This is a genomic window from Micromonospora sp. BL4 (genome assembly GCF_003667505.1).
Lineage (GTDB): Bacteria > Actinomycetota > Actinomycetes > Mycobacteriales > Micromonosporaceae > Micromonospora.
The window spans coordinates 1-21,161 of the sequence record NZ_RCVJ01000041.1 but is presented as its reverse complement, the minus strand read 5'-3'; the positions used below and the strand labels follow the sequence as shown (position 1 = coordinate 21,161).

18 protein-coding genes and 1 pseudogene are annotated in these 21,161 nt (G+C 73.3%); 9 read left to right on the top strand and 10 right to left on the bottom strand.

Going from position 1 to position 21,161, the window contains the following annotated elements; genetic code table 11:
• The 4 genes from EAD89_RS01270 to EAD89_RS01255 form a co-directional block, all read right to left on the bottom strand.
• Positions 1-391, bottom strand: a 391-nt coding sequence (locus EAD89_RS01270; protein ID WP_147458728.1) for a DUF3263 domain-containing protein, incomplete at its 3' end; no start/stop codon positions are given.
• 107 nt (positions 392-498) lie between these two features.
• A complete protein-coding gene (locus EAD89_RS01265) occupies positions 499-1,515 on the bottom strand; it encodes an ABC transporter permease subunit (protein ID WP_121674386.1) in 1,017 nt (338 codons plus the stop codon).
• Entirely contained in the window at positions 1,512-2,522 is a 1,011-nt protein-coding gene (locus EAD89_RS01260) for an ATP-binding cassette domain-containing protein (protein ID WP_121674385.1), read from the bottom strand. Before EAD89_RS01260 ends, EAD89_RS01265 begins: the two co-directional genes overlap by 4 nt.
• A 120-nt stretch (positions 2,523-2,642) precedes the next feature.
• Positions 2,643-3,428, bottom strand: coding sequence for a DeoR/GlpR family DNA-binding transcription regulator (locus tag EAD89_RS01255; RefSeq protein WP_074314987.1), 786 nt, complete (start codon positions 3,426-3,428; stop codon positions 2,643-2,645).
• Positions 3,429-3,627: 199 nt separating this feature from the next.
• Between EAD89_RS01255 and EAD89_RS01250 the strand changes: the two genes are divergently transcribed.
• The 3 genes from EAD89_RS01250 to nagA are packed head-to-tail and all read left to right on the top strand — an operon-like array spanning position 3,628 to position 6,631.
• Positions 3,628-4,557, top strand: a complete 930-nt coding sequence (locus EAD89_RS01250; RefSeq protein ID WP_121656622.1) for an SIS domain-containing protein — start codon at positions 3,628-3,630, stop codon at positions 4,555-4,557.
• Entirely contained in the window at positions 4,554-5,525 is a 972-nt protein-coding gene (locus tag EAD89_RS01245; RefSeq protein ID WP_121674384.1) for an ROK family protein, read from the top strand. The genes EAD89_RS01250 and EAD89_RS01245 overlap by 4 nt, the downstream gene beginning before the upstream one ends.
• Entirely contained in the window at positions 5,522-6,631 is a 1,110-nt protein-coding gene (gene nagA / locus EAD89_RS01240) for an N-acetylglucosamine-6-phosphate deacetylase (RefSeq protein ID WP_121674383.1), read from the top strand. The genes EAD89_RS01245 and nagA overlap by 4 nt, the downstream gene beginning before the upstream one ends.
• Before the next feature lie 34 nt (positions 6,632-6,665).
• Here the strand turns inward: nagA and EAD89_RS01235 are convergent, their stop codons facing one another.
• Positions 6,666-7,889 carry a DUF4032 domain-containing protein gene (locus EAD89_RS01235; RefSeq protein WP_121674382.1) on the bottom strand — a complete coding sequence of 408 codons (1,224 nt, stop codon included), beginning with the start codon at positions 7,887-7,889 and terminating at the stop codon, positions 6,666-6,668.
• Positions 7,890-7,979: 90 nt separating this feature from the next.
• Here EAD89_RS01235 and EAD89_RS01230 point away from each other — a divergent pair, with 90 nt between their 5' ends.
• Together EAD89_RS01230 and EAD89_RS01225 are read left to right on the top strand one after the other, a co-directional pair.
• Entirely contained in the window at positions 7,980-8,726 is a 747-nt protein-coding gene (locus EAD89_RS01230; protein ID WP_121674381.1) for a phosphatase PAP2 family protein, read from the top strand.
• Positions 8,727-8,737: 11 nt separating this feature from the next.
• On the top strand, positions 8,738-9,973 hold the full coding sequence (locus EAD89_RS01225) for an APC family permease (RefSeq protein WP_121674380.1): 1,236 nt from the start codon (positions 8,738-8,740) through the stop codon (positions 9,971-9,973).
• 17 nt (positions 9,974-9,990) lie between these two features.
• On the opposite strand, the gene EAD89_RS01220 is transcribed toward EAD89_RS01225, so the two are convergent.
• From EAD89_RS01220 to EAD89_RS01205, 4 genes are read right to left on the bottom strand one after another with little or no spacing between them, the layout of a single operon-like run.
• On the bottom strand, positions 9,991-10,776 hold the full coding sequence (locus EAD89_RS01220; RefSeq protein WP_121674379.1) for an ABC transporter permease: 786 nt from the start codon (positions 10,774-10,776) through the stop codon (positions 9,991-9,993).
• Positions 10,773-11,762 (bottom strand): ATP-binding cassette domain-containing protein, encoded by a 990-nt coding sequence (locus EAD89_RS01215; protein ID WP_121674378.1) that lies wholly within the window; start codon positions 11,760-11,762, stop codon positions 10,773-10,775. Before EAD89_RS01215 ends, EAD89_RS01220 begins: the two co-directional genes overlap by 4 nt.
• 30 nt (positions 11,763-11,792) lie before the next feature.
• On the bottom strand, positions 11,793-14,636 hold the full coding sequence (locus EAD89_RS01210; protein ID WP_121674377.1) for a BTAD domain-containing putative transcriptional regulator: 2,844 nt from the start codon (positions 14,634-14,636) through the stop codon (positions 11,793-11,795).
• Positions 14,637-14,681: 45 nt separating this feature from the next.
• Positions 14,682-16,634, bottom strand: a complete 1,953-nt coding sequence (locus EAD89_RS01205) for a TrkA family potassium uptake protein (protein ID WP_233578095.1) — start codon at positions 16,632-16,634, stop codon at positions 14,682-14,684.
• Positions 16,635-16,729: 95 nt separating this feature from the next.
• Here EAD89_RS01205 and EAD89_RS01200 point away from each other — a divergent pair, with 95 nt between their 5' ends.
• The 4 genes from EAD89_RS01200 to EAD89_RS01185 all read left to right on the top strand — a co-directional run bounded on the left by EAD89_RS01200 (position 16,730) and on the right by EAD89_RS01185 (position 20,767).
• Entirely contained in the window at positions 16,730-17,218 is a 489-nt protein-coding gene (locus EAD89_RS01200; RefSeq protein WP_121674376.1) for an MSMEG_6728 family protein, read from the top strand.
• 48 nt (positions 17,219-17,266) lie between these two features.
• Positions 17,267-18,805, top strand: a complete 1,539-nt coding sequence (locus tag EAD89_RS01195) for an FAD-dependent oxidoreductase (protein WP_121674375.1) — start codon at positions 17,267-17,269, stop codon at positions 18,803-18,805.
• 80 nt (positions 18,806-18,885) lie between these two features.
• Complete coding sequence (locus EAD89_RS01190; RefSeq protein WP_121674374.1) at positions 18,886-20,097, top strand: hypothetical protein; 1,212 nt, start codon at positions 18,886-18,888, stop codon at positions 20,095-20,097.
• A gap of 226 nt (positions 20,098-20,323) precedes the next feature.
• Positions 20,324-20,767: an HNH endonuclease gene (locus tag EAD89_RS01185; RefSeq protein WP_121674373.1), complete on the top strand. Its 444-nt coding sequence runs from the start codon at positions 20,324-20,326 to the stop codon at positions 20,765-20,767.
• Between the two features lie 70 nt (positions 20,768-20,837).
• Here the strand turns inward: EAD89_RS01185 and EAD89_RS30355 are convergent.
• Positions 20,838-21,161, bottom strand: a pseudogene (locus EAD89_RS30355) (hypothetical protein); the annotation flags it as partial.

Sequence of the window (21,161 nt, the reverse complement as noted above, 5' to 3'; positions counted from 1 at the left end):
GGTTGCGGGCGCGCGACGAGCGGAGCCGGCGGAGCCGACCGATCAGCACGGGATCGGCGGCCAGCGCCGCCGGGTTGTCGAGCAGCCCGTTGAGCAGCTGGTAGTACCGGGTCGAGGACACCCCGAAGGTGTCCCGGACGGCCTGCTCCTTCGCACCGGCGTGCCGCCACCACTGCTGCTCGAAGGCGAGGATGGCCCGTTCCCGCTCGGTCAGCCCCACCGGCGCGGCGGGTTCGGCCTCGGGCTCGGCGGCCGGCGCGGGGTCAGCGGTGCTCTCGACGGGCGGCGCCGGTCGGGGTGTCGGGACGGTCGGCCCGCCACCGGTCGCCACGTCGCCCGGACGAGCGTCGGTGGACGGCTCGGAGGAGGCCGGAGTGGCGTCGGCGGGCATGGCGCTCAGCCTAGCCAGGGTCGGCCCAGGTCGCAGCAGCCGGCGTGGCCGGCCCTGGGCCGCCGGGAATCCCGACGGCCGGGCCGGCCGCGTCGTGCCGTTTCCGGTCAGGAGATGTCGCGACGACGCATCGCCCAGAGCGCCGCGCCGAGGATCACCACCACCCCGACCGAGAGCAGTACGGAGGACTGCTGCCAGGTGATGTCCATCGTGGCCGGTTCACACGACCCGTAGTAGGTCGCGTTGCAGGAGTTCCAGTCCTGCAGAGTGACGGTCTTCGTCATCCAGGCCAGCACGTACGTGGGCAGCAGCCACGCCTCGGCCCACCGCACGTTCGCCATCTCCAGCAGGATGCCCAGGCCGAACTGGCCGACGACCATCACCGCCACGACACCACCGAGGGCCATGGCGGTGTGTCGACCCAGAGAGGCGAGGGCGAAGCCGATGGTGGTGAGCACCAGCACCAGCACCACACCGCGCACCCCGGTCAGCATGAACGACTGCCAGACCCCGGAGGTCACCTTCTCGGTGCTGCCCCGGAACGTGGCGACCGCCCAGAACCCGGCGAACCAGAGCACCGCGGCGGGCAGCGTCACCGCCAGGATGCCGGTGAGCAGCGCGGCCAGTTTGGTGAGCAGCACGGTCAGCCGCTTCGGCCGCCAGAGCAGCAGGTTCATCATGCCGCCGGTGCTCCACTCGGCGCCGACGAAGGACGCTCCGACCACGAACCCGACGAGGGCGAGGATCGCGGCGAACGGGATCAGCGTCTCGTCGAACGTCTCCCGGAAGTTGAACGTGGAGGGCAGGAACCACTCCGCCTGGATCTCCTCGCGGGGCGGCGGGCTGATCACGGAGCAGTCGTCGGGGAAGCGGCCGTCGTTCGCCGTACCGGCGGCCTTGGCCTGCTCGCAGTTGACGCGCTCCTGCTCGCTCCAGCGCACCTGCTCCTGGTACTGCTGGTCGGCCTGGCGCTCGGCCTGTGCGAGCTGGCCGGCGTCGATCTTCTGGTTGGTGAAGAAGACCCCGACCACCACCGCGGCCAGCACCAGCAGGCCGAGCAGCGTCATGTAGCGGGTGAAGCGCCGCTTGGTGAGTCGGCGCAGCTCCGTACGAAAGAGGCTCACGCGCCCCACCCTCCCCCGGCCGGGCCGGGCTGACCCGTCCCGCCGACCTTCATGGACTCGTCGACCTGCCGGTGCTGCCCGGGTACCGGCGCGGTGGCGGTCAGTTCGAGGAAGACGCTCTCCAGATCGACGGCGATCGGAGCCAGCTCGCTGACGTAGAGGTTCTGCTCGGCGAGCAGACGCGTCACCGAGGCCGGCTTGTCGACGCCGGCCAGCATCAGGTGGTCCGGGTGGCCGGTGACCCGGATCCCCGCCCGGGTGAGCGTCTCGGTGGCCGCCGGCAGGTCGCTGACCGCCTCCAGCCGGATCCGGACCGCACCGGAGGAGTGCTGCGCGAGCACCTCGTCGACCGGCCCGAACGCGACCCGCCGGCCCAGCGAGATGATGGTGACCGAGTCGCAGATCAGCTGGATCTCGCCGAGGATGTGGCTGGACAGCACCACGGTCATCCCGGATTCGGCGAGGTTGCGCATCAGCGTGCGCATCTCCCGGATGCCGCCCGGGTCGAGGCCGTTGGCCGGCTCGTCGAGGATGAGCAGCTTCGGCTTCTTCAGCAGGGCGGACGCGACGGCCAGCCGCTGCTTCATGCCCAGCGAGTAGGTCTTGACCCGCTCGCCGGCCCGGTCGCGTAGTCCGACCAGCTCCAGCACCTCGTCGACCCGGGTGGCCGGCACCTCGCCCGCTCCCGCCAGCAGGGACAGCGTGTCCCGGGCGGAGAAGTGCGGGAAGAACTGCGGGCTCTCCACGATCGCGCCGACCTGACCGGCGACGGTGGGCAGCGCCGCGGGCACCTCGTGCCCGAGCAGCACCATCCGCCCGCCGTCGGGCCGGATCAGGCCGAGCAGCGTGCGCAGGGTGGTGGTCTTGCCGGACCCGTTGGGGCCCAGGAAGCCGTGCACCTGCCCGGCGTCGACCCGCATGTCGAAGCCGTCGAGCGCGTTGCGGGTGCCGCGTCGACGACTCTTGTACGTCTTACGTAGACCTTCGATCTCCAGGACAGCTGGCAAGCTGCACCTCCCCCGATGGTGGGCGTGACAGCCGACACCATACGCGGTATGCAGAGCCGCGCAATACGCGGTATGCATCGACGCGCCGGACGACGCGTTTCATCGACGGACAGTGACAGGTCAGGCGCAGACGACCTGCACGCCGGCAGCGCGGAAGGCCTCCACGACCTCCGGGGCGGCGCCGGAGTCCGTCACGAGCGTCTCGACCCGGTCGACCGGGCAGATCCGGGCGAAGGCGTGACCACCCAACTTGGACGAGTCAGCGATGATCACCACCCGCTTGGCGCGGGCCACCATGAGGTTGTTCATCGCCGCCTCCCCCTCGTGATGGGCGGCGGCCCCGAGCTGCGGGTCGATCGCGTCCACGCCGAGCAACGCGACGTCCAGGGTGACCTCACGCAGCAGCGCCCCACCCAGGGGGCCGACCAGCTCGAACGACTTCGGGCGCACCACGCCACCGGCCACCACGACCTTCATCCGGGAGCGGACCAGCAGCTCGTTGGCGATGTTCAGCGCGTTGGTCACCACGGTGAGCTGGGCACCCTCGGCACTGGTGTTCAGGTCCGGCCGGACGGCCAGCGCACGGGCCACCTCGGTGCTGGTGGTGCCGCCGTTCAGGCCGACCACCGTGCCGGGCGTGACGAGCGCCGCGGCGGCGGCGCCGATCCGCTGCTTCTCCGCCGAGTGCTTGGCCGTCTTGTAGCGCAGCGGCAGGTCGTAGGACACCCCGTTGGCGACCGCGCCGCCCCGGGTCCTGGTGATCATCTGCTGCTGGGCGAGCTGGTCGAAGTCACGCCGGATGGTGGCCTGGGAGACGTCCAGCCGCTCGGCGGCCGCCTCGACGCTGACCCGGCCGTTGTCGGTCAGCATCTCGAGCAGGGCGTTCCATCTGGCGTACCGGTCCACCGCGGGGGCCCTCCCAGTGACTGCACGGACGGTGATTGATTGCGTGCACACTAGTGCGCGAAACTAGGGTGGCGCAAAAGACCGGCCTGCGCGATCGGCCGGTCGGTTGCCACGACCACCCGGCTTCGCGCAGAATGACGCGCGAAATACGGGTGTAACGAGCCGTATTGCGCACCGGCCGGCCCTGCGAGGAGTTCCCATGGCGTACGTGGACGCGGAGATCGCGAGTCAACCCGACTGCTGGCGGGAGGCGGCCGAGCTGGCCGGCGTGGTGCGCGGTGACCTGCCGCGTCCCGGCGAGCGGGTCGCCGTCGTCGGTTGCGGCACGTCGTGGTTCATGGCGATGGCGTACGCGGCCCGCCGCGAGCAGGCCGGCCAGGGCGAGACCGACGCGTTCCAGGCGTCCGAGTTCCCCGCCGGCCGCCACTACGACCGGCTGATCGCCATCACCCGCTCCGGCACCACCACGGAGGTCCTGGAGCTGCTCGTCGCGCTACGCGGACGGGTGCCCAGCACCGTCATCGTCGGTGACCCGGCCTCCCCGGCGGTCGACCTGGCCACCGCCGCGGTGACCATGCCCTTCGCCGACGAGCGGTCCGTGGTGCAGACCCGCTTCGCGACCACCGCGCTGGCCCTGCTCCGGGCGCACCTCGGCGACCCGGTGACCGCGCTCGCCGCGGACGCCGAGGTGGCGGTGCGCGCCCCGCTGCCGATCGACCCGGCCACCATCGAGCAGGCCACCTTCCTCGGTCGGGGATGGACGGTGGGGCTGGCCCAGGAGGCCGCGCTGAAGTGCCGCGAGGCGGCCACCTTCTGGGCCGAGGCGTACCCGGCGATGGACTACCGGCACGGCCCCATCTCGATCGCCGCGCCCGGCCGGCTGGTCTGGGCGTTCGGCGAGCTGCCCGACGGGCTGCCCGAGGACGTGGCCGCCACCGGCGCGGCCTTCGTGCACAGCCGCACCCACGGCTGCCGCACCGTGCTGGGCAGCTGGGCCGCCGGCCGTACCCCGGTCGACCCGATGGCCGACCTGATCCTGGCCCAGCGCTTCGCGGTGGCGCTGGCCACCAGCCGGGGCCTCGACCCGGACGCCCCCCGACACCTGACCCGGTCGGTGGTGCTGGCGTGAGGGAGCCCGGGGCCGTGCCCGCCGACGCGGTGGTCGTCGCGCTGGACGTCGGCGGCACCGGCATGAAGTGCGCCCTGGTCCGGCCGGACGGCGTCGCGGTACGCACCGAGCGGCACCCCACCGACGCCGCGCGCGGCCCGGCCGCCGTGGTCGGCACCATTCTGGACGTCGCCGAAGGGCTGGCCGACAAGGCCCGCGCCGACGGGCTCACCCCGGTCGCGCTCGGCATCGCCGTGCCCGGGATAGTGGACGAGGCGCGCGGGGTCGCGGTCTGGTCGGCGAACGTGGGCTTCCGGGACGTACCGCTGCGGGAGCTTGCGGTGGCGCGGCTCGGCCTGCCCACGGCGCTCGGCCACGACGTGCGGGCCGGCGGCCTCGCCGAGGCCCGGCTCGGCGCCGGACGCGGCACCGGGCACGTCCTCTTCGTGGCGATCGGCACCGGCATCGCCGCCGCGCACGTCGTCGACGGCACGGCCGTCGTCGGCGCACACGGCGCCGCCGGGGAGATCGGCCACATCCTGGTCCGTCCCGACGGACCGCGCTGCGGCTGCGGCCGGCCCGGCTGCCTGGAGGCGGTCGCCTCGGCCGCCGCGATCGGCCGCCGCTACGCGGAACTGGCCGACGGGTCACCCGACCGGCCGGTGACGGCCGCCGAGGTGGCCGAGCGGGCCGCGGCCGGAGAGCCACTCGCCGGCCGGGTCTGGCAGGAGGCGGTCGAGGCGCTCGCCGACGGCCTGGCGTCCGGGCAGGCGCTGTTCGACGTGGCGACGATCGTGCTCGGCGGTGGCCTCGCCCAGGCGGGGGACGGGCTGCTCGTCCCCCTGCGAGCGGCGCTGCACGAGCGGATGACCTTCCACCGGGAGCCGCGGCTGGTCGCGGCGGCCCTCGGCGACGAGGCCGGCTGCCTCGGCGCCGCCCTGCTCGCCCTGGACGCCGCGCGCGTCCGTGACCATCAGGAGAAGCGATGACCGCACGGGTGAACGGCCGAGTGGTGACCCCGAACGGTGTCATCCGCCAGGGCTGCGTCGAGTGGGACGGCGACCGGATCACCGCGGTGGCGGAATATCCGTCGGTCCGCGACGGGCACTGGATCCTGCCCGGCTTCGTCGACATGCACACGCACGGAGGCGGTGGGCACACCTTCACCACGGGGGATGCCAGCCAGGCCCGGGCGGCCGCCCGCTTCCACCTGGGGCACGGCACCACCACTCTGCTGGCCAGCCTGGTCAGCGCGTCCTTTCCGCTGATGCGTGCCGCCACCGAGGCGTTCGCCCCGCTGGTCGATGAGGGCGTGCTGGCGGGCATCCACTTCGAGGGGCCCTACCTCTCCGCCGCCCGCTGCGGAGCGCAGAACCCGGAGTATCTCCGCGACCCGTCCACCGACGAGCTGGCCGAGCTGATCGAGCTGGGTGGGGGCGCTATCCGGATGGTCACCCTCGCCCCGGAGCGCGACGGCGCGCTGGAGGCGATCAAGCTGCTCACCACCCAGCGGGTGGTGGCCGCGGTCGGCCACACCGACGCCACGTACGACCAGACCCGCGCCGCGGTCGCCGCGGGCGCGAGCGTCGGCACCCACCTGTTCAACGGCATGCGGCCGGTGCACCACCGCGAGCCGGGCCCGGTGGTGGCCCTGCTCGACGCGCCGACCGTGGTCTGCGAGCTGGTCGCCGACGGGGTGCACCTGCACGACGGCATGCTGACCTTCGCCACCGCGACCGCCGGCCCGGACCGGGCCGCTCTGATCACCGACGCGATGGCCGCCGCCGGAATGGCCGACGGCGAGTACGAGTTGGGCGGCCAGGCCGTCACGGTGGCCGACGGGGTGGCCCGGCTGGCCCGGGACGGCGCGATCGCCGGCAGCACCCTGACCATGGACGCCGCACTGCGGCACGCCGTGGACGCCGGCATCCCGATCGCGGACGCGGCCCGGATGGTGGCCACCACCCCGGCCCGCGCCATCGGGCTGGGCGACCGGGTCGGCGCCCTCCAGGTCGGCCTCCGCGCCGACCTGGTGGTGCTGGACGAGGACCTGAACGTGGTCCGGGTGCTACGCGGAGGCTCCTGGGTGGAGTGACGGGCCCTGTGAGCACGAGGACCGGACCGGGCTGCTAGCCGAGGGTGGGGACTTCCACGCCGAGGACGGCCTGCTCGTCGGGGCGGTGCACCAGCACGTCGGCCAGGTAGGACTGGACCGCGTGGCGCATCCCCACGTCCCGGCCGGCCCGCTCCGAGAGCAGCCACTTGTGCTCGATGATCTGCGCGAACAACTCCTGCGGCTCCAGCTTGCGGCGCAGGTGCGTGGGCACGGCCCGGACCACCGGCTCGAAGACCTCGGTGACCCAGCGGTGCGCCGCCTGCTGCTCGTCGGTCAGGTCGCTCTCCGCCCGGTAGGCGTCCAGGTCGTTGAGCAGCTTGCGGGCCTGGTTCTCCTCGGCGTCCAGGCCCGTCAGCCGCAGCAGCCGCCGGGTGTGGTAGCCGGCGTCGACCACCTTCGGCCGTACGAGGTAACGGCCGTCGGCGATGGTCGACATGGCCACCTCGGCCACGTCGAAGCCCAGCTCGTTGAGGCGGCGGATCCGGCCCTCGATGTCGTGCCGGGCCTCCCGCTCGACCGCCTGCTCGTAGGTGATCTCGTGCCAGAGCCGCTCGTACCGCTGCACGACCTCCTCGCAGACCACCTCCGGGTCGATGGACTCGTGCAGCAGACCGGCGGCCTGGAGGTCCAGCGCCTCGCCGAAGATGTTCACCCGGGCGATCTCCAGGTCCTCACCACGCTGACCGTTGGAGAGCGAGGTGTGCAGGGCACCCGTCTCCGCGTCCACCAGGTACGCGGCGAACGCACCCGCGTCCCGCCGGAACAGCGTGTTGGAGAGCGAGCAGTCGCCCCAGAAGAAGCCGGTCAGGTGCATCCGCACGATCAACGCGGCGAGCGCGTCGAGCAGCCGGCTCATCGTCTCCGGCCGCAGCGTGTGCGAGAAGAGCGCCCGGTAGGGCAGCGAGAACTGGAGGTGCCGGGTGATCAGCACCGACTCCAGGGGCTCTCCGTCCTCGGTCTGCCGGTCGGCGACGACCGCCACCGCCTCGACCGACGGGAAGTCGATCCGCTCCAGGGCCCGGAGCAGGTCGTACTCCCGCTCGGCGATCCGCTCGCGGGTCTCCTTGAACGCGTAGACGTACTCACCGAGGCGGACGAACCGGACGATGTGCCGGGAAATGCCCTGCGGTAGGGCCACCAGGTGCTGGGCAGGCCACTCCTCCAGCGGTGTCGACCACGGAAGGTCGAGCAGCGCCGGGTCCACGAGGGCAGAGGTGATCCGCACGGGCACAAGCATGACGCGTCGCCCCCCGCATTCGCCTCCCAGCGTGGCTGGGCCCACAACGCGGGATGTTCCGGCCTCGCGGCGGGCCGGTAGCGTGGTCGCGTGCTCAAACCCACGGCGGTACGACGTGACCTGCGGCTACGGCCTGTCCGCCCGGCCGGCTGGTGGTTCGACGCGCTCCTGCTGGTCGGGTTCGGCGCGCTGACCCTGGCCCTCGCCAGCGGCGCGTTGCTCGGTATGGACCTTGCCGTCCGGGAATGGGCGTACGCCCACCACCCGGCACCGATCTACTGGACGGCGCGGGTGTTCAACCTCCTCGGGCAGGGCGGCTGGCTGCTGATGCCCGTCTCCGGAGCCCTGGCCCTGGCCGTGGCCTGGCGGGCCCGGACCGTCCGGCCGTTGCTGCTGCTGGCCGGGGCGTTCGTTCTCCTGTACCTGACGGTCGGGCCGCTCAAGGTCCTGACCGACCGCGCCGCGCCCAGCTCGGATCTGCCGCCGACGCAGTCGGTCCGAATCTTCAACGACCTGCCGCCCACCGAGTACGACCTCTCCTACCCGTCCGGGCACGTCGCCAACGCGATCGTCTGGTACGGGGTCATGGCCGTCCTGCTGACCGCGCTGACGGCCGGGCGACTGCACCCGAGCGTGCACCGACTGATCCGCGTCGCGCCGCCAGCGATCCTGCTGGTCACCACCACCTACCTGAACTTCCACTGGCTCACCGACGGCGTGGCGGCCCTGCTGCTCGGGCTCTTCCTGGACCGGTTGCTGCACCGGGTGCCGTGGGACGATCTGCCGCTACCCCGCCGGCTACGCGAATGGGACCGGCCGTTCACCTCGTACCCCTAGGGTTCCGGTCCGTGGATCAACTGGCGCGGCGGCTCGGCGTACCCGATGCGGTTGTTCTCGGGTTGGGGTCGATGCTCGGTGCGGGCGTCTTCGTGGTCTTCGGCCCGGCAGCGGCGGCGGCCGGTGGTGCCGGTCTGCTGCCGGCGCTGGTGCTCGCCGGGTTCATCGCCTACTGCAACGCGACCAGCTCGGCGCGGCTGGCGGCCCGCTACCCGGAGTCCGGCGGCACCTATGTCTACGGCCGGGAGCGGCTCGGGCCGTTCGCCGGGTTCCTGGCGGGCTGGGGGTTCGTGGTCGGCAAGACGGCGAGCTGCGCGGCGATGGCGTTGACCATCGGGGCGTACCTGTGGCCGGGGCAGGCCCGGTTGGTCGCGGTCGGCGCGGTGCTCGCGGTGACCGCGGTGAACCTGCGCGGCATCGGCAAGACGGCCACCGCGACCAGAGCCCTGGTCGCGCTGGTGCTCGCGGTGCTGGCCCTGGTCGCGGTCGTCGGCGTGGTGACCGGGCCGGTGCACCTGGATCGACTGACCGAACCCGGTGGCTCGGCCCTGGGTGTGCTCACCGCCGCCGGGTTGCTGTTCTTCGCCTTCGCCGGGTACGCGCGGATCGCCACGCTCGGCGAGGAGGTCCGCGACCCGCAGCGGACCATTCCCCGCGCGGTGCCGCTGGCGCTCGGGGCGGTCCTCGTGATCTACCTGGTGCTGGCCGTGGTCGCCCTCGGCGTGCTCGGAGCCGACCGGTTGGCCGGTTCCGTCGCGCCCCTGGTCGACGTGGTGACCGCCGCCGGGCTGCCCGGCCTGGCCTGGGTGGTCCGCGCCGGGGCCACGATCGCGGTGGTCGGGGTGCTGCTGTCCCTCGTCGCGGGGGTCGGCCGGACCACCCTCGCGATGGCCCGCCGCCGCGACCTGCCCGGCGCGCTGGCCGCCGTGCACCCCGTGCACCAGGTGCCGCACCGCGCCGAGCTGGCGGTGGCCGCCGTGGTGATCGTGGTGGTGCTGCTCGGCGACGTACAGGGCGCGATCGGCTTCTCCAGCTGCACGGTGCTGGTCTACTACGCGATCACCAACGCGGCGGCGCTGACGCTGGGCCGGGACCCGGACCGGCGGTTGCCGGTCCGGGTGCTCGCCGGACTGGGGCTGGTCGGCTGCCTGTTGTTGGCGGTCAACCTGCCGCCGAGCAGCGTCCTCGCCGGCCTCGGTGTGCTCGCCGTCGGTGCCGCCCTCCACGCGCTCCGGGTGCGCCGCTGACCGCAGAGGCGGCCTGGTCAGCGGCTCAGCCGCCGGTAGCGGCGCACCGCCAGCGGGGCGAACGTCGCGATCAGCAGCACCGGCCACAGCACCGCCAACAGCATCGCGTGTTCCGCCGGCCAGGAGTCGCCACCCAGGCCCGGATTGCCGAACAGCTCGCGGATCGCCGCGACCGTGGCCGACAGCGGGTTCCACTCCGAGATCGCACCGATGAACGACGGCATCAGCTCGGGCGACACGAAGACGTTGGAGATCGCGGTGAACGGAAACGCCGCCGGGAAGACGATCACGCCGACCGTGTCCGGGTTGCGGACCAGCAACGCCAGGTAGATCCCCACCCACGTGATGGCGACCCGCAGGAGCAGGAGGAGCCCGACGGCGAGCAACGCCTTGCCCACACCAAGCCGCCACTGCCAGCCGACGAGCAGGCCACAGGCCAGCAGGGTGGACATCTCCAGCAGGGCGCGGAGCAGGTCGGCGGCACTGCGGCCGGTCATCAGGGCGGAGCGCGCCATCGGCATCGACCGGAACCGGTCGACGACACCCCGGCTGAGGTCCAGCGCCACGCCGGTCGCGGTGGCGCCGAGGCCGTACAGCATCGTCATCACGAAGACCCCGGGCAGCAGGAACTCGCGGTAGCTGCCACCACCGGGCACCTGCATGCCGCTGCCGAACACGTACCCGAAGACCAGCACGAACATGATCGGCAGCGTGAAATAGAGGATCAGCTCCTCGGGCGCGCGGATCACGTGGATCATGTTCCGCCTGGTCATCGTCCAACCGTCGGCCACCGCTGTCGTCATGCCACGTCCACCTTTCGTCCGGCGCCCACCGGCTCGCGGGCCTCGTCGGGTCGGTGCCCGGTCAGGTACAGGAACGCCTCGTCCAGCGTCGCGCGGCGCAGGCTGACGTCCTCGACCGCGATCCCGGCGTCGTCCAACGCCCGTACGACGTGGACCAGCCCGGCGACCCGGTCGGGCACCGGCACGCTGAGCCGCCGGCTCTCCGGGTCCAGCTCCGGCTCCGCGCCGCAGATCGGCTCGACGACGCGGGCAGCCTGGTGCAGGTCGGCCGCGTCGCGCACCATCACCTCGACCCGGTCACCGCCGGTCATCGACTTCAGCTCGTCCGGTGAGCCCTCGGCCACCACCCGACCGGCGTCGATCACCGAGATCCGGTTGGCGAGCTGATCGGCCTCCTCCAGGTACTGCGTGGTGAGCAGCACCGTGGTCCCCTCCGCGACCAGGCTGCGGACCAGGTCCCACACCTGGTTGCGGCTGCGCGGGTCCAGGCCGGTCGTCGGCTCGTCGAGAAACAGCACACGTGGCGTGCGGATCAGGCTGGCGGCGAGGTCCAGCCGGCGGCGCATCCCACCCGAGTACTCACCGGCCGACCGGCTCGCCGCCTCGTCGAGCCCGAACCGTTCCAGCAGTTCGCCGGCCCGTTGCCGGGCCTCGCGTCGGCCGAGCCGGAACAGCCGGCCGAACAGCTCCAGGTTCTGCCGGCCGCTGAGGATCTCGTCGACCGCGGCATATTGCCCGGTGAGGCCGATCCGGGCCCGCACCTCGTCCGGCTGGCGCAGCACGTCGTACCCGGCCACGGTGGCCCGGCCGGCGTCGAAGCGCAGCAGCGTGGCGAGGATCCGTACCGCCGTCGTCTTTCCGGCGCCGTTCGGCCCCAGCAGTCCGTACACCGTGCCGGCCGGCACGTTCAGGTCGAACGTGTCGAGCGCGCGGGTGGGGCCGTACCGCTTGCCCAGACCCTCGGCGACCACCTCGAATGTCGTCATGCCCAGACGGTGCGGTCCGGCGCTGACGGGTCACGCACCATCCGCTGACGGCGGCGCACCGTCCTTCTCCGCGTCGGTGATCTGCTCAAGCGCGAGGATGATCTCCGAACGCGTGGCGTCGCCGACATACCAGCCGGTGAGCCCGCCGACCAACGCCTCCTCGCAGAGCCGCCTCGCCTCGGCCAGATCACCGCGCAGCCGGGCCACCTGGGCGAGACCGAACCGAGCGCTGGCCACGAACTCGGGCGCGCCACTGCGCTGCGCCAGGAGCAGCGCACCGGCGAAGTCGTCCCCCGCCGCGGTCAGGTCACCGGCGCGCAGCCTGATCTCACCCCGGGTACGCAGCATGTCGGCCTGGTCGACGGCCGACCCGAGTTCCTCGGCCAACCCCATGGCGTGATCCATGTGGGTGCTCGCCGCCGCCGGATCACGCTGCCACGCGGCCAGTTCACCCAGCGCCCCGAGCGTGATCATCGAGCCCCACCGGTCCCCGGTGCTCCGGAATCCGTCGAGCGCGGTGGTCAGCGCCACCCGGGCCTGCTCCCATCGGCCACTCCACATCAGCGCCGAGCCGCTGCCCATCGCGCCGAGCGCGTTGATCCACTCGTCCGGGCCGACCAGCCGCCGCAGCTCCTGCATCAGCTCGTCGACGTGCTCCGCTCCGCCGGACGGCGGCCCGGTCGAGATCCCCGACAGATACAGCAGGAACGGCTGTCGAGGTGGCCGGTCGAGGCGGCGGATCACGGATCGCTGTGTCCCGAGCGCCGGCACGTGCCCGGTGCCGGCGAGCGAGGCGTTGTAGACGCAGAGCGCGAATTCCTCCCCCAGCCCGGCCGGTGCCTCCGCGCCGAGCAGTGCGAGGACGTCGGCAGCCAGCCGTCCGCCCTCCCCGCGCATGCCGCGCAGCCACCAGTAGAACGACAGGGCCGCGACCATCCCCGCCGCGTTGGACGCGTCACCGGCCGCAGTGGCACGGCGCAGCGCGGCGTGCAGGTTGTCCCGCTCCGCGTCGAGCAGCCGCAACCAGCTCAACTGTTCGGCCTGCCGGAGGTGGTCGCTGGCGGTCCAGGCGAACTCCAGGAAGTACGCGGTGTGCGCACGACGAAGCTGGTCGGCCTCCCCAGCTTCGGCGAGACGCTCGGCGCAGAACGCCCGCACGGTTTCGAGCATCCGGTAACGACTGCCGGCCATCTCCACGAACGACTTGTCGACCAGACCGTGCAGCGCCTCGACGAACCCGGAGGTGGGCAGGCCGGAGACCCTTTCGGCCGCCTCCAGCGTGGCCCCGCCGGCGAAGACGGTCAGCCGTCGAGCCAGTTCCCGTTCGGTGTCGTCGAGCAGGTCCCAGCTCCACTCGACCACGGCCCGGAGCGTGCGGTGTCGAGGCGACGCGGCCCGGCTGCCCATGGCCAGCAGCCGGAACCGGTCGTCGAGGCGCGCGGCCACCTCGGCGACGGAGAGCGCCCGTAACCGCGCGGCGGCCAACTCGATCGCCAACGGCAGGCCGTCGAGCGTGCGGCAGGTCCGCAACACCACGTCGACGTTGGCCGGGGTGACGGCGAAGTCGGGTGCGACGTCGGTGGCCCGTTGAACGAAGAGGCTGACCGCCGCGTAGTCGCTCGCGTCCAGCGCCGACGCGTCCGGCGGCGGCAGGGTGAGCCCGGACAGCGGGCACAACGCCTCGCCGGCCAGCCCGAGCGGCTCGCGGCTCGTGGCCAGCACGCGCAGCGCCGGGCACGCCCCCAGCAACCGGGCGGCGAGCCGAGCCGCGTCGGCGATGACGTGCTCGCAGTTGTCGAGGACGAGCAGCAGTCGCCGCTCGACCAGCGCCTCGACCAGCCGGTCGGTGGACTGCCGGCCCGGCTCGGCCGGTGCGCGCAGACCCGCGTCGCGCAGGCCGAGCGCGCTCAAAACCGCCTGCGGTACGTCCGAACCGTCGGCCAGCCCGGCCAGCTCGACGAAGTGGACCTCATCGTCGAGACGGCCCGCCGCCTCGATCGCCAACCGCGTCTTGCCCGCTCCCCCGGGGCCGGTGAGGGTGACCAACCTCCGCTCGGCGAGCAACGCGCCGACGCGCTTGAGTTCCTCCTCCCGCCCGACGAACGTGGTGAGCTGGCCCGGTAGCGCCTGCTCGGCCGCCGGGCGTTCCTCGCCGCGCAGTACCGCCAGGTGGATCGCGGCGAGCTCCACCGACGGGTCGACGCCGAGCTGCTCGGCCAGCGTGCGCCGGGCGTCCTCGAACTCGATCAGCGCTTCGGCCGGCCTGCCCAGCGCGGACAGGACTCGTATGAGCTGGCCCCGCGACCGCTCCCGCAACGGGTGGGCCACGACCAGTTCCCGCAGCTCCGCAACCAGCGCGGCGTGCCCGCCCAGCGCCAGCTCCGCCTCGATCCGATCCTCGACGGCAGCCAGCCGCAGTTCCTCCAGCCGGGCCGCCTGCGCTGCTGCGCCCGTCACATCGGCCAGGGCAGGGCCGTGCCACAGGTCCAACGCCTCGCGCAACACCGCCGCCGCGCGCGACCAGTCACCGCCGGCGAGCGCGCGGCGACCCACCTCGGCGAGCCGCTCGAACCGGTACGCGTCGACATCGTCCGGATCCACCGCCAGGCGATAGCCAGCCGGGTGGAACTCCACCGGATCGTGCTCCGCCGGCAGGGCCTGACGCAGCCGCGACACCTGGGACTGGAGCGCGTTGGCCGCGCCTCGGGGCGGATGCTCGCCGTACAGGCCGTCGATCAGCCGCTCGGCGGAGACGACGCGGCCCACGTCGAGCAGAAGAAGTGCCAACAGCGCGCGCACCCGCGGACCGCCGACGGGAATCTCTCGCCCGTCGGCCAGCAACACCCGGGTCGGCCCCAGGACGCGGAAACGCATGACATGGATTGTCGCTCAGTGCCGGCCGGCCCGGGACGGGTGGCGTCAGCTCACCTCGCCGGCTCCGTCGTGTTGGCGGGTCAGCTCGAACCCGTCCGGCGGGCCGCCCCCGGCGGGAGGAATGGGATGCGCCGCACCGGGCGCGGACGCGGCGACCCCGGAGTCCGTCGTACCCGGCGGCGAGGGGACGGTGTGCACTCCGCCCTGGACCGGCCCGGTGGGCCGAGGAACCGGGCCGGTGCGAGTGGGCGGGGCGCACTGCCTGGTCAACCAGTCCAGCCCGCGCCGGCGGGCGACCACGGTGAGCCGGTCACCCGCGAAGATCACCTGCCGGGGGTCGAGGTCCTTCCACCAGATCGTCTTGGCACCGCCGGCCGGGGTCCGGGCTATGAGTCGGACCTGCCCGTCCCGGTTGACCATGTCCAACGGTCGGCCGTCCAGTTCGGAGCCGGCGGCGACCGGCACCTCGGCCACCGGCAGCGCGTGCCGGTCGACCGGGATCGTGGTGATCACCGCGCGTTCGGTGAGCGCCCCGATGAAGGCCGGCGCAGCCAGGTAGGAGACCGAACGGGACACCCCGAGCGCGAAGGTCTCCTCCACCCGTTCGGCGAAGTCGCCGTCGAAGAAGCGCAGCACCACCCGCAGGTCGGCACGGAGATCGCGGGCCGTGAGCGCCGCCTCCAGGTTGGCGACGTCGTCGGTGGACGCCACCACCAGCGCCTGGCAGTCGGCCACCGACGCGGCGACCAGCGTCTCCGGCAGCGCGGCGTCACCTACGATCAGCGGCACCTCCAGTTGACGGGCCAGTGCGGCGCCGCGCGGCTCCGGGTCCTTGTCGATCGCCACCACCTCGACGTCGTACTCGCGGAGCTGGGCCATCACCCGGGTGCCGACGTTGCCCAGGCCGATCACCACCACGTGCCCGGCCCGGGCCGGTTGCAGCCGGCCAGTGTGCAGGGCCAGCCGGGCGTTGACGATGCCGTCCACCACCACCGCGGTGATCAGCGGGATCAGCGCCAACCCGGCGAGGTTGAGCACCACCTGCATGATCTGCGCGTCCGCCGCCTTGGTGGTGTCCGGGTCGGCGCCGCTGAGGGTGGTGACCAGCGTCAGGTACAGCGCCTCCAGCGGGGAGACATCCTCCGCCCGGGAGATCAACATTCCGAGCAGCGCGATCAGCGCGAGCACCAGCATCACCGCGATGCCGATCTTGCGGGTGGCGAAGCCGCGTACGGCCCGCAGCAGCACCGCCACCGGGCGTCGACGACGGCGTGCCCGGACCAACCGGCGGGCGGCGACCTCGGTGCCCGGTGGCTGCCCGGTCGCCTCGGCGAGCACCAGATCGGCGCCGGCCTGCTCGGCCGGCAGCAGCTCCACCCCCTGCGCCTCACTGAAGTCGGCCAACGCGCAGACCACGTCCTGCGCTCGGACGTCGGCCCGACGAGCCACCCGCAGCGTCTTGTCCCGGTGCTGGAAGGAGTTCGGGTCGACCTCGCCGAGCGCCGCGGCCACGAACGCCGGCGCGGCCATCTCGGCGTCGGACAGCACCTCGACCGGCGCCTTGAGCAGTTTGCGCACGCCGTCGGCAAGGGTGCCGTTGAACATCCGCAGCACCTGACGGACCCGCTGGTCGACGGCCTGGGCGCAGAGCGCGGCGTGCAGGTTGCCCACGTCGTCCTGGTGCAGCAGGGCCAGCCCGGTCGCCCCGGCCAGGCCGGCGGCCTCGAAGGTCGCCACGTCCAGCCGTTCCGAGCGGATGACCCGCACCCCGCGGAGCCCGGCCACGTCCGGCCCGTTGCTGCGGTAGCGCTCCGGCACCACCACGGTCACCCGGGCGCCGCCGACCGGCAGCTCCGATTCGAGCATCGCGCGGGCCACGTAGTAGGCGAGCGCGTCCCGGCCGCAGATCACGTAGTGCGGTCGCGGATCGCCGGCGGACCGCAGCCGCCAGTTCCACTCGACCGCCCGTCGCGCCCGGTCCCGCCACGGCTCCGCCATGCCCGGATCGTAATCAGCACGGCCACCGTGGGCGACCCCGTCCGGATCATCCCCCGACCAGGCATGCCGGCTCCGGCGACGGGTAGAGCAGCGACATGCAGACCTTCCTCCCGTACGCCGACTTCCTGGCCAGCGCGCGCACGCTGGACCAGAAGCGGCTGGGCAAGCAACGGGTGGAGGCCATCCAGGTGCTGCGCGGGCTCACCCGGCCCGGATACGGCTGGCGGAACCACCCCGCGGTGAAGATGTGGGCCGGGTACGAGGAGGCGCTCACCCGCTACGGGCTGGACATGTGCGCGGTCTGGTCCGAGCCGGGCCGGGCCGACACCTGCGCCACCACGCTGACCGTCGACCTCGCCGCCGCCTGCGGCGCCGGCGTCGTGCGTACCCAGGACGAGCTGGCCGGGGCCGGCGAGCTGCCACCCTGGCTGGGCCGCGACGACCTGCACCTGAGCCACCGTTCGTCCCTGCTGCGCAAGGACCCCGCGCACTACGGCCCGATCTTCGGCGACGACGTTCCCCCGGACCTGGAGTACGTCTGGCCCGACTCCGACCGCGTCCGTCGCTGCCTGCCGAGCGATTGAGCGGTCGGTGCGGCAGACTGGAATCTCCGTCAGGCGGGGAAGGTGCCCATGGCGCTGTCGCAAGTGGTGGGTCGGCTCATCGGCGTACGCCAGCATGAGGTGGACCCGGGCGGTGGCGGCGCGGACCGCGTGCCTGGACCGGCCGCGGCGGTGGTGGTGGGTGGCGGCATCGCCGGCATGTCGGCGGCCGTGGTGCTGGCCGAGCGCGGTGTGGCGGTCACGGTGCTGGAGGGTGCACCGACCCTCGGCGGCCGGCTGGGCGCCTGGCCGGAGACGCTCGCCGACGGCATCCAGCAGAACGAGCACGGCTTCCACGCGTTCTTCCGGCAGTACTACAACTGGCGGTCCATCCTCCGCCGCATCGACCCGGACCTGGGTTTCCTCAAGCCCATTCCGGGCTACCCGATCCTCAGCGAGCAGTGGCCGACCGAGGAGTTCGGCAGGTTGCCGCCCGCACCCCCGACGAACCTGCTCGCGCTGCTGCTGCGCAGCCCCAGCCTGCGCCTGGCCGACCTGCGGCTGATGGACCGGGACGCCGCGCTGCCGCTGCTCAGCTACGACCCGGTCCGCACCTACGCCGAGTTGGACGACACCACCGCCGACCAGCTGCTGGCCTCGCTGCGGCTGCCGGACCGGGCCCGGGCGATGCTGTTCGAGGTCTTCTCACACTCGTTCTTCAACCACGAGGCGGAGATGTCCGCCGCCGAGATGGTCGCCCAGTTCCACTTCTACCTGCTCGGCAATCCGGAGGGGCTGGCGTTCGACTGCCCGGACGAGGATTACGCCACCGCGATCTGGGAGCCGCTGACCCGGCACGTGGAGAAGCACGGCGGCCGGGTGCACACCCGATCGGTCGCGACCGGGGTGCACCGCGACGCCGACGGCTGGCGGGTGACGACCGCCGACGGCGGCGGTCACCGGGCGGACCACGTGGTGCTCGCCGTCGACCCGCCGGCGCTGGCCGCGCTGGTCACGGCCTCCCCCGACCTGACCGGGCAGGCGCCGGAGCTGGTGGCGCGGATGGCCGCGTTCGGCACGCCCGGCCCGCCGTACGCGGTGGCCCGGTACTGGTGCGACGGGGACGTGGCCGCCGAGCGCGCGGTGTTCAGCGGGGTGTCCCGGCAGCCCACGTTGGACTCGGTGACGCTCTACCACCGGCTGGAGAACGAGTCGCGGCGCTGGGCGCAGCGGACCGGCGGATCGGTCATCGAGCTGCACGCGTACGCCTGCGAGCCCGACGTGCCGGCCGAGGAGTTGGCCGAGCGGATGCGCCGCGAGCTGGTCGCGCTCTGGCCGGAGGCCGCCGGCCTGCGGGTCCGCGAGCTGCGCGCCCGGGTGGAGGCGCAGGCGCCGGCGTTCAGCCCGGGCAGCCATGCCTGGCGACCGGGGGTACGCACCGACGCGACCGGCCTCTATCTGGCCGGAGACGGGATCGCCACGGAGTTCCCGAGCGCGCTGATGGAACGCTCCGCGGCCACCGGGATCATCGCCGCGAACCACATCCTGCGGGCCGAGGGCGGCGCGGCGGAGCCGGTGCACTCGGTCCGGCCCCGGGGTCTGCTGGCCCGGCGAGGCGCGACAACCTAGCAAAGCGGGCATATGCCGCGTTCTGCTGCCGTAGCCTGGATTGATCATCCGTCGATCGACCGGGCGGGAGGGCAGCGGAGATGTCACCACTGCACCGCGCCGACACGCAGAGCGGATCACCGGTCGAGGAGTTCGGCCGGGACGACGCGTACCCGCTGATCCGCGACGAGCGCGCCTGCATCGTCACCGCGTTGCGGCTGGGCTGGTGGATGGCGGACGCGTACCACCAGGGGCAGCACGCCGAGCTCGGCCCGGCTGCCGAGGCCGGTTCTCCGGGCCCACCGGCCAAGCTGTCCAACTTCACCGAGATGTCCGCGCCCCGGCGGATGGGCATGTACCTCGACGGAGTGGACGTCGCACTGGGCCAGATCGCCGAACTCACCCGGCACGCCGGACCACTACCGGAGACCTCGGCCACCCGGGCCCGGCTGCCCGACCTGGACCGACCCGGACCCGTCGACCCGGGGCCGCTGCTGCTCGCCCTCGACGACCTCAACATGGAGGTGCTGCGCTGGGCGATGGCCACCAACCACCGCGTCGGGCTCGCCTACCGGCTGGGTCGGTCGCTGGCCGACACCGTCCGGCCCGGTGACGCCGCCCAACTGGCGCGGCGCTTCGGCGGCCGGCAGATCCAGATCAGCCGGTGGCTGGAGGAGCTGGCCACCGTGCTGCCGCCGTACTCGGCCGCTGTGGTGCGCCGCTCGCTGGCCACCTGGGCGACCGCCGTGGACCAGGCCGGGCGGGGCGACCCGGCTGCGCCGACCCTCGCCGATCTGGCCCGGGAGCTGCGCAACCAGGGCGATCTGTGGCGTGGCGTGCTGACCGGCGGACTGCATCCGCGTGACCTGCTCGACGAGGAGGACTACGCGGTCGTCGCCCGGAACCTGATCATCCGGGACCGCCGGCTGGTGGCGCAGGCGGCGCGGGGCATCTTCTGGCCGGTGCTGGTGCCCCTGCTCGCGGTGCTCTTCGCGGTGGTCGGGGTGAGCGCCGCCGCGGCGGCCGGCTCGCCGACCACCCGGGCCACCGTCGCCCTGCTGGGCCTCGGCGCCGGGCTGGCCGCCATCTGGCGATCGGTCTCCGGGCCCGCGCTGGCGGTCGCCGCCGAGGTCAACCGGCCACTGCTGGACAGCGAACTCGCCGCGCGGATGGCCGTGCGGGTGGACCGCCCGCTGGCCACCGCCCGGCAGGCGGCGGGGGCCACCGCCCGCAGGAGCCGGCAGCGCCGCCCGGCGGAACCGGACCGGCGATCGAAATACGTTGCCCCTCTCTCCCGTGCCGACCTACCGTGAGCGCGCAAGGTCAACCACCGCCACGGGAGCAGATCATGACGATGTCGCACGTCACCACCGTGCCATCGGTGCTGCCCAGCGACGGTTGCCGAGCGGAAGGTCCCCGAGCGGGCCGGCCCGACTGACGCGTACCCGTACGCGCCGAGCCGCCCGTCCGACAGCCGGACCGGGCGGCTCTTCGCTGTCCGGAGCAGTTCGTCCGTCACCACCTTGGAGGGAGATCCCGGTGGACGCCGTCCTCGTCATCAACGCCGACCTCGGCCCGCTGCACCGGGTCACCGTCCAGCACGCCGTCCGGATGCTCTGCCGCCGGGTGGCCGAGATCCACGAGGCCGAGCCGGACCAGGTGATCGGGGTCTTTCCGATGCCCCGGGTGGTGCGGCTCGTCCGCTACGTGGTCACCCGCTGGCGCTTCAGTTCCGGGCCGGCCTGGTCCCGGGCCGGTGTCCTGCGCCGCGACGACCGCTGCTGCGCCTACTGCGGCGGCCCGGCGTCGACCATCGACCACATCCTGCCGCGCTCCCGGGGCGGCCGGAACACCTGGCGGAACACCACCGCCGCCTGCTACGGCTGCAACCAGCGCAAGGGTGACCGGACGCCGGCGGAGGCGGGCATGCCGCTGCGCCGGGAGCCGGTGAACCCGGGCTGGGCGGCGCTTGCCGAGCGGTGACGGACCGGCCGGCGGGAACGGGGGGCCGCGTCGGGGGTACGCCTCCGATGCGGCACCCGCCGGCCCCCGGTCAGCCGGCACGCTCCTTGACCTTCGGCTTCGGACGGCCGTTGGCGCAGTGCACACGGATCTCGCTGCGGTGCTCAGCGGAGGTCAGCTGGACCTCGACCCGCTTCGCCGGGCCCGGGTCGTACGGCTCCGCGCGGTAACCGGGTGCGGGCGTCACCGCGAGCACCTCGGCGGACGCTCCCAGGCAGCGGACGGTGACCGTTCCGCCCAACGCGTCCACCGGCACCCCCGGACGGGGACTCGGCGTCGGCGCGGCGGTCGGAGTCGGGCCGGAGGTCGTGGCGGCCGGAGTCGGGGTACGCGTGCCGTCCGGACCGGTCGGGGG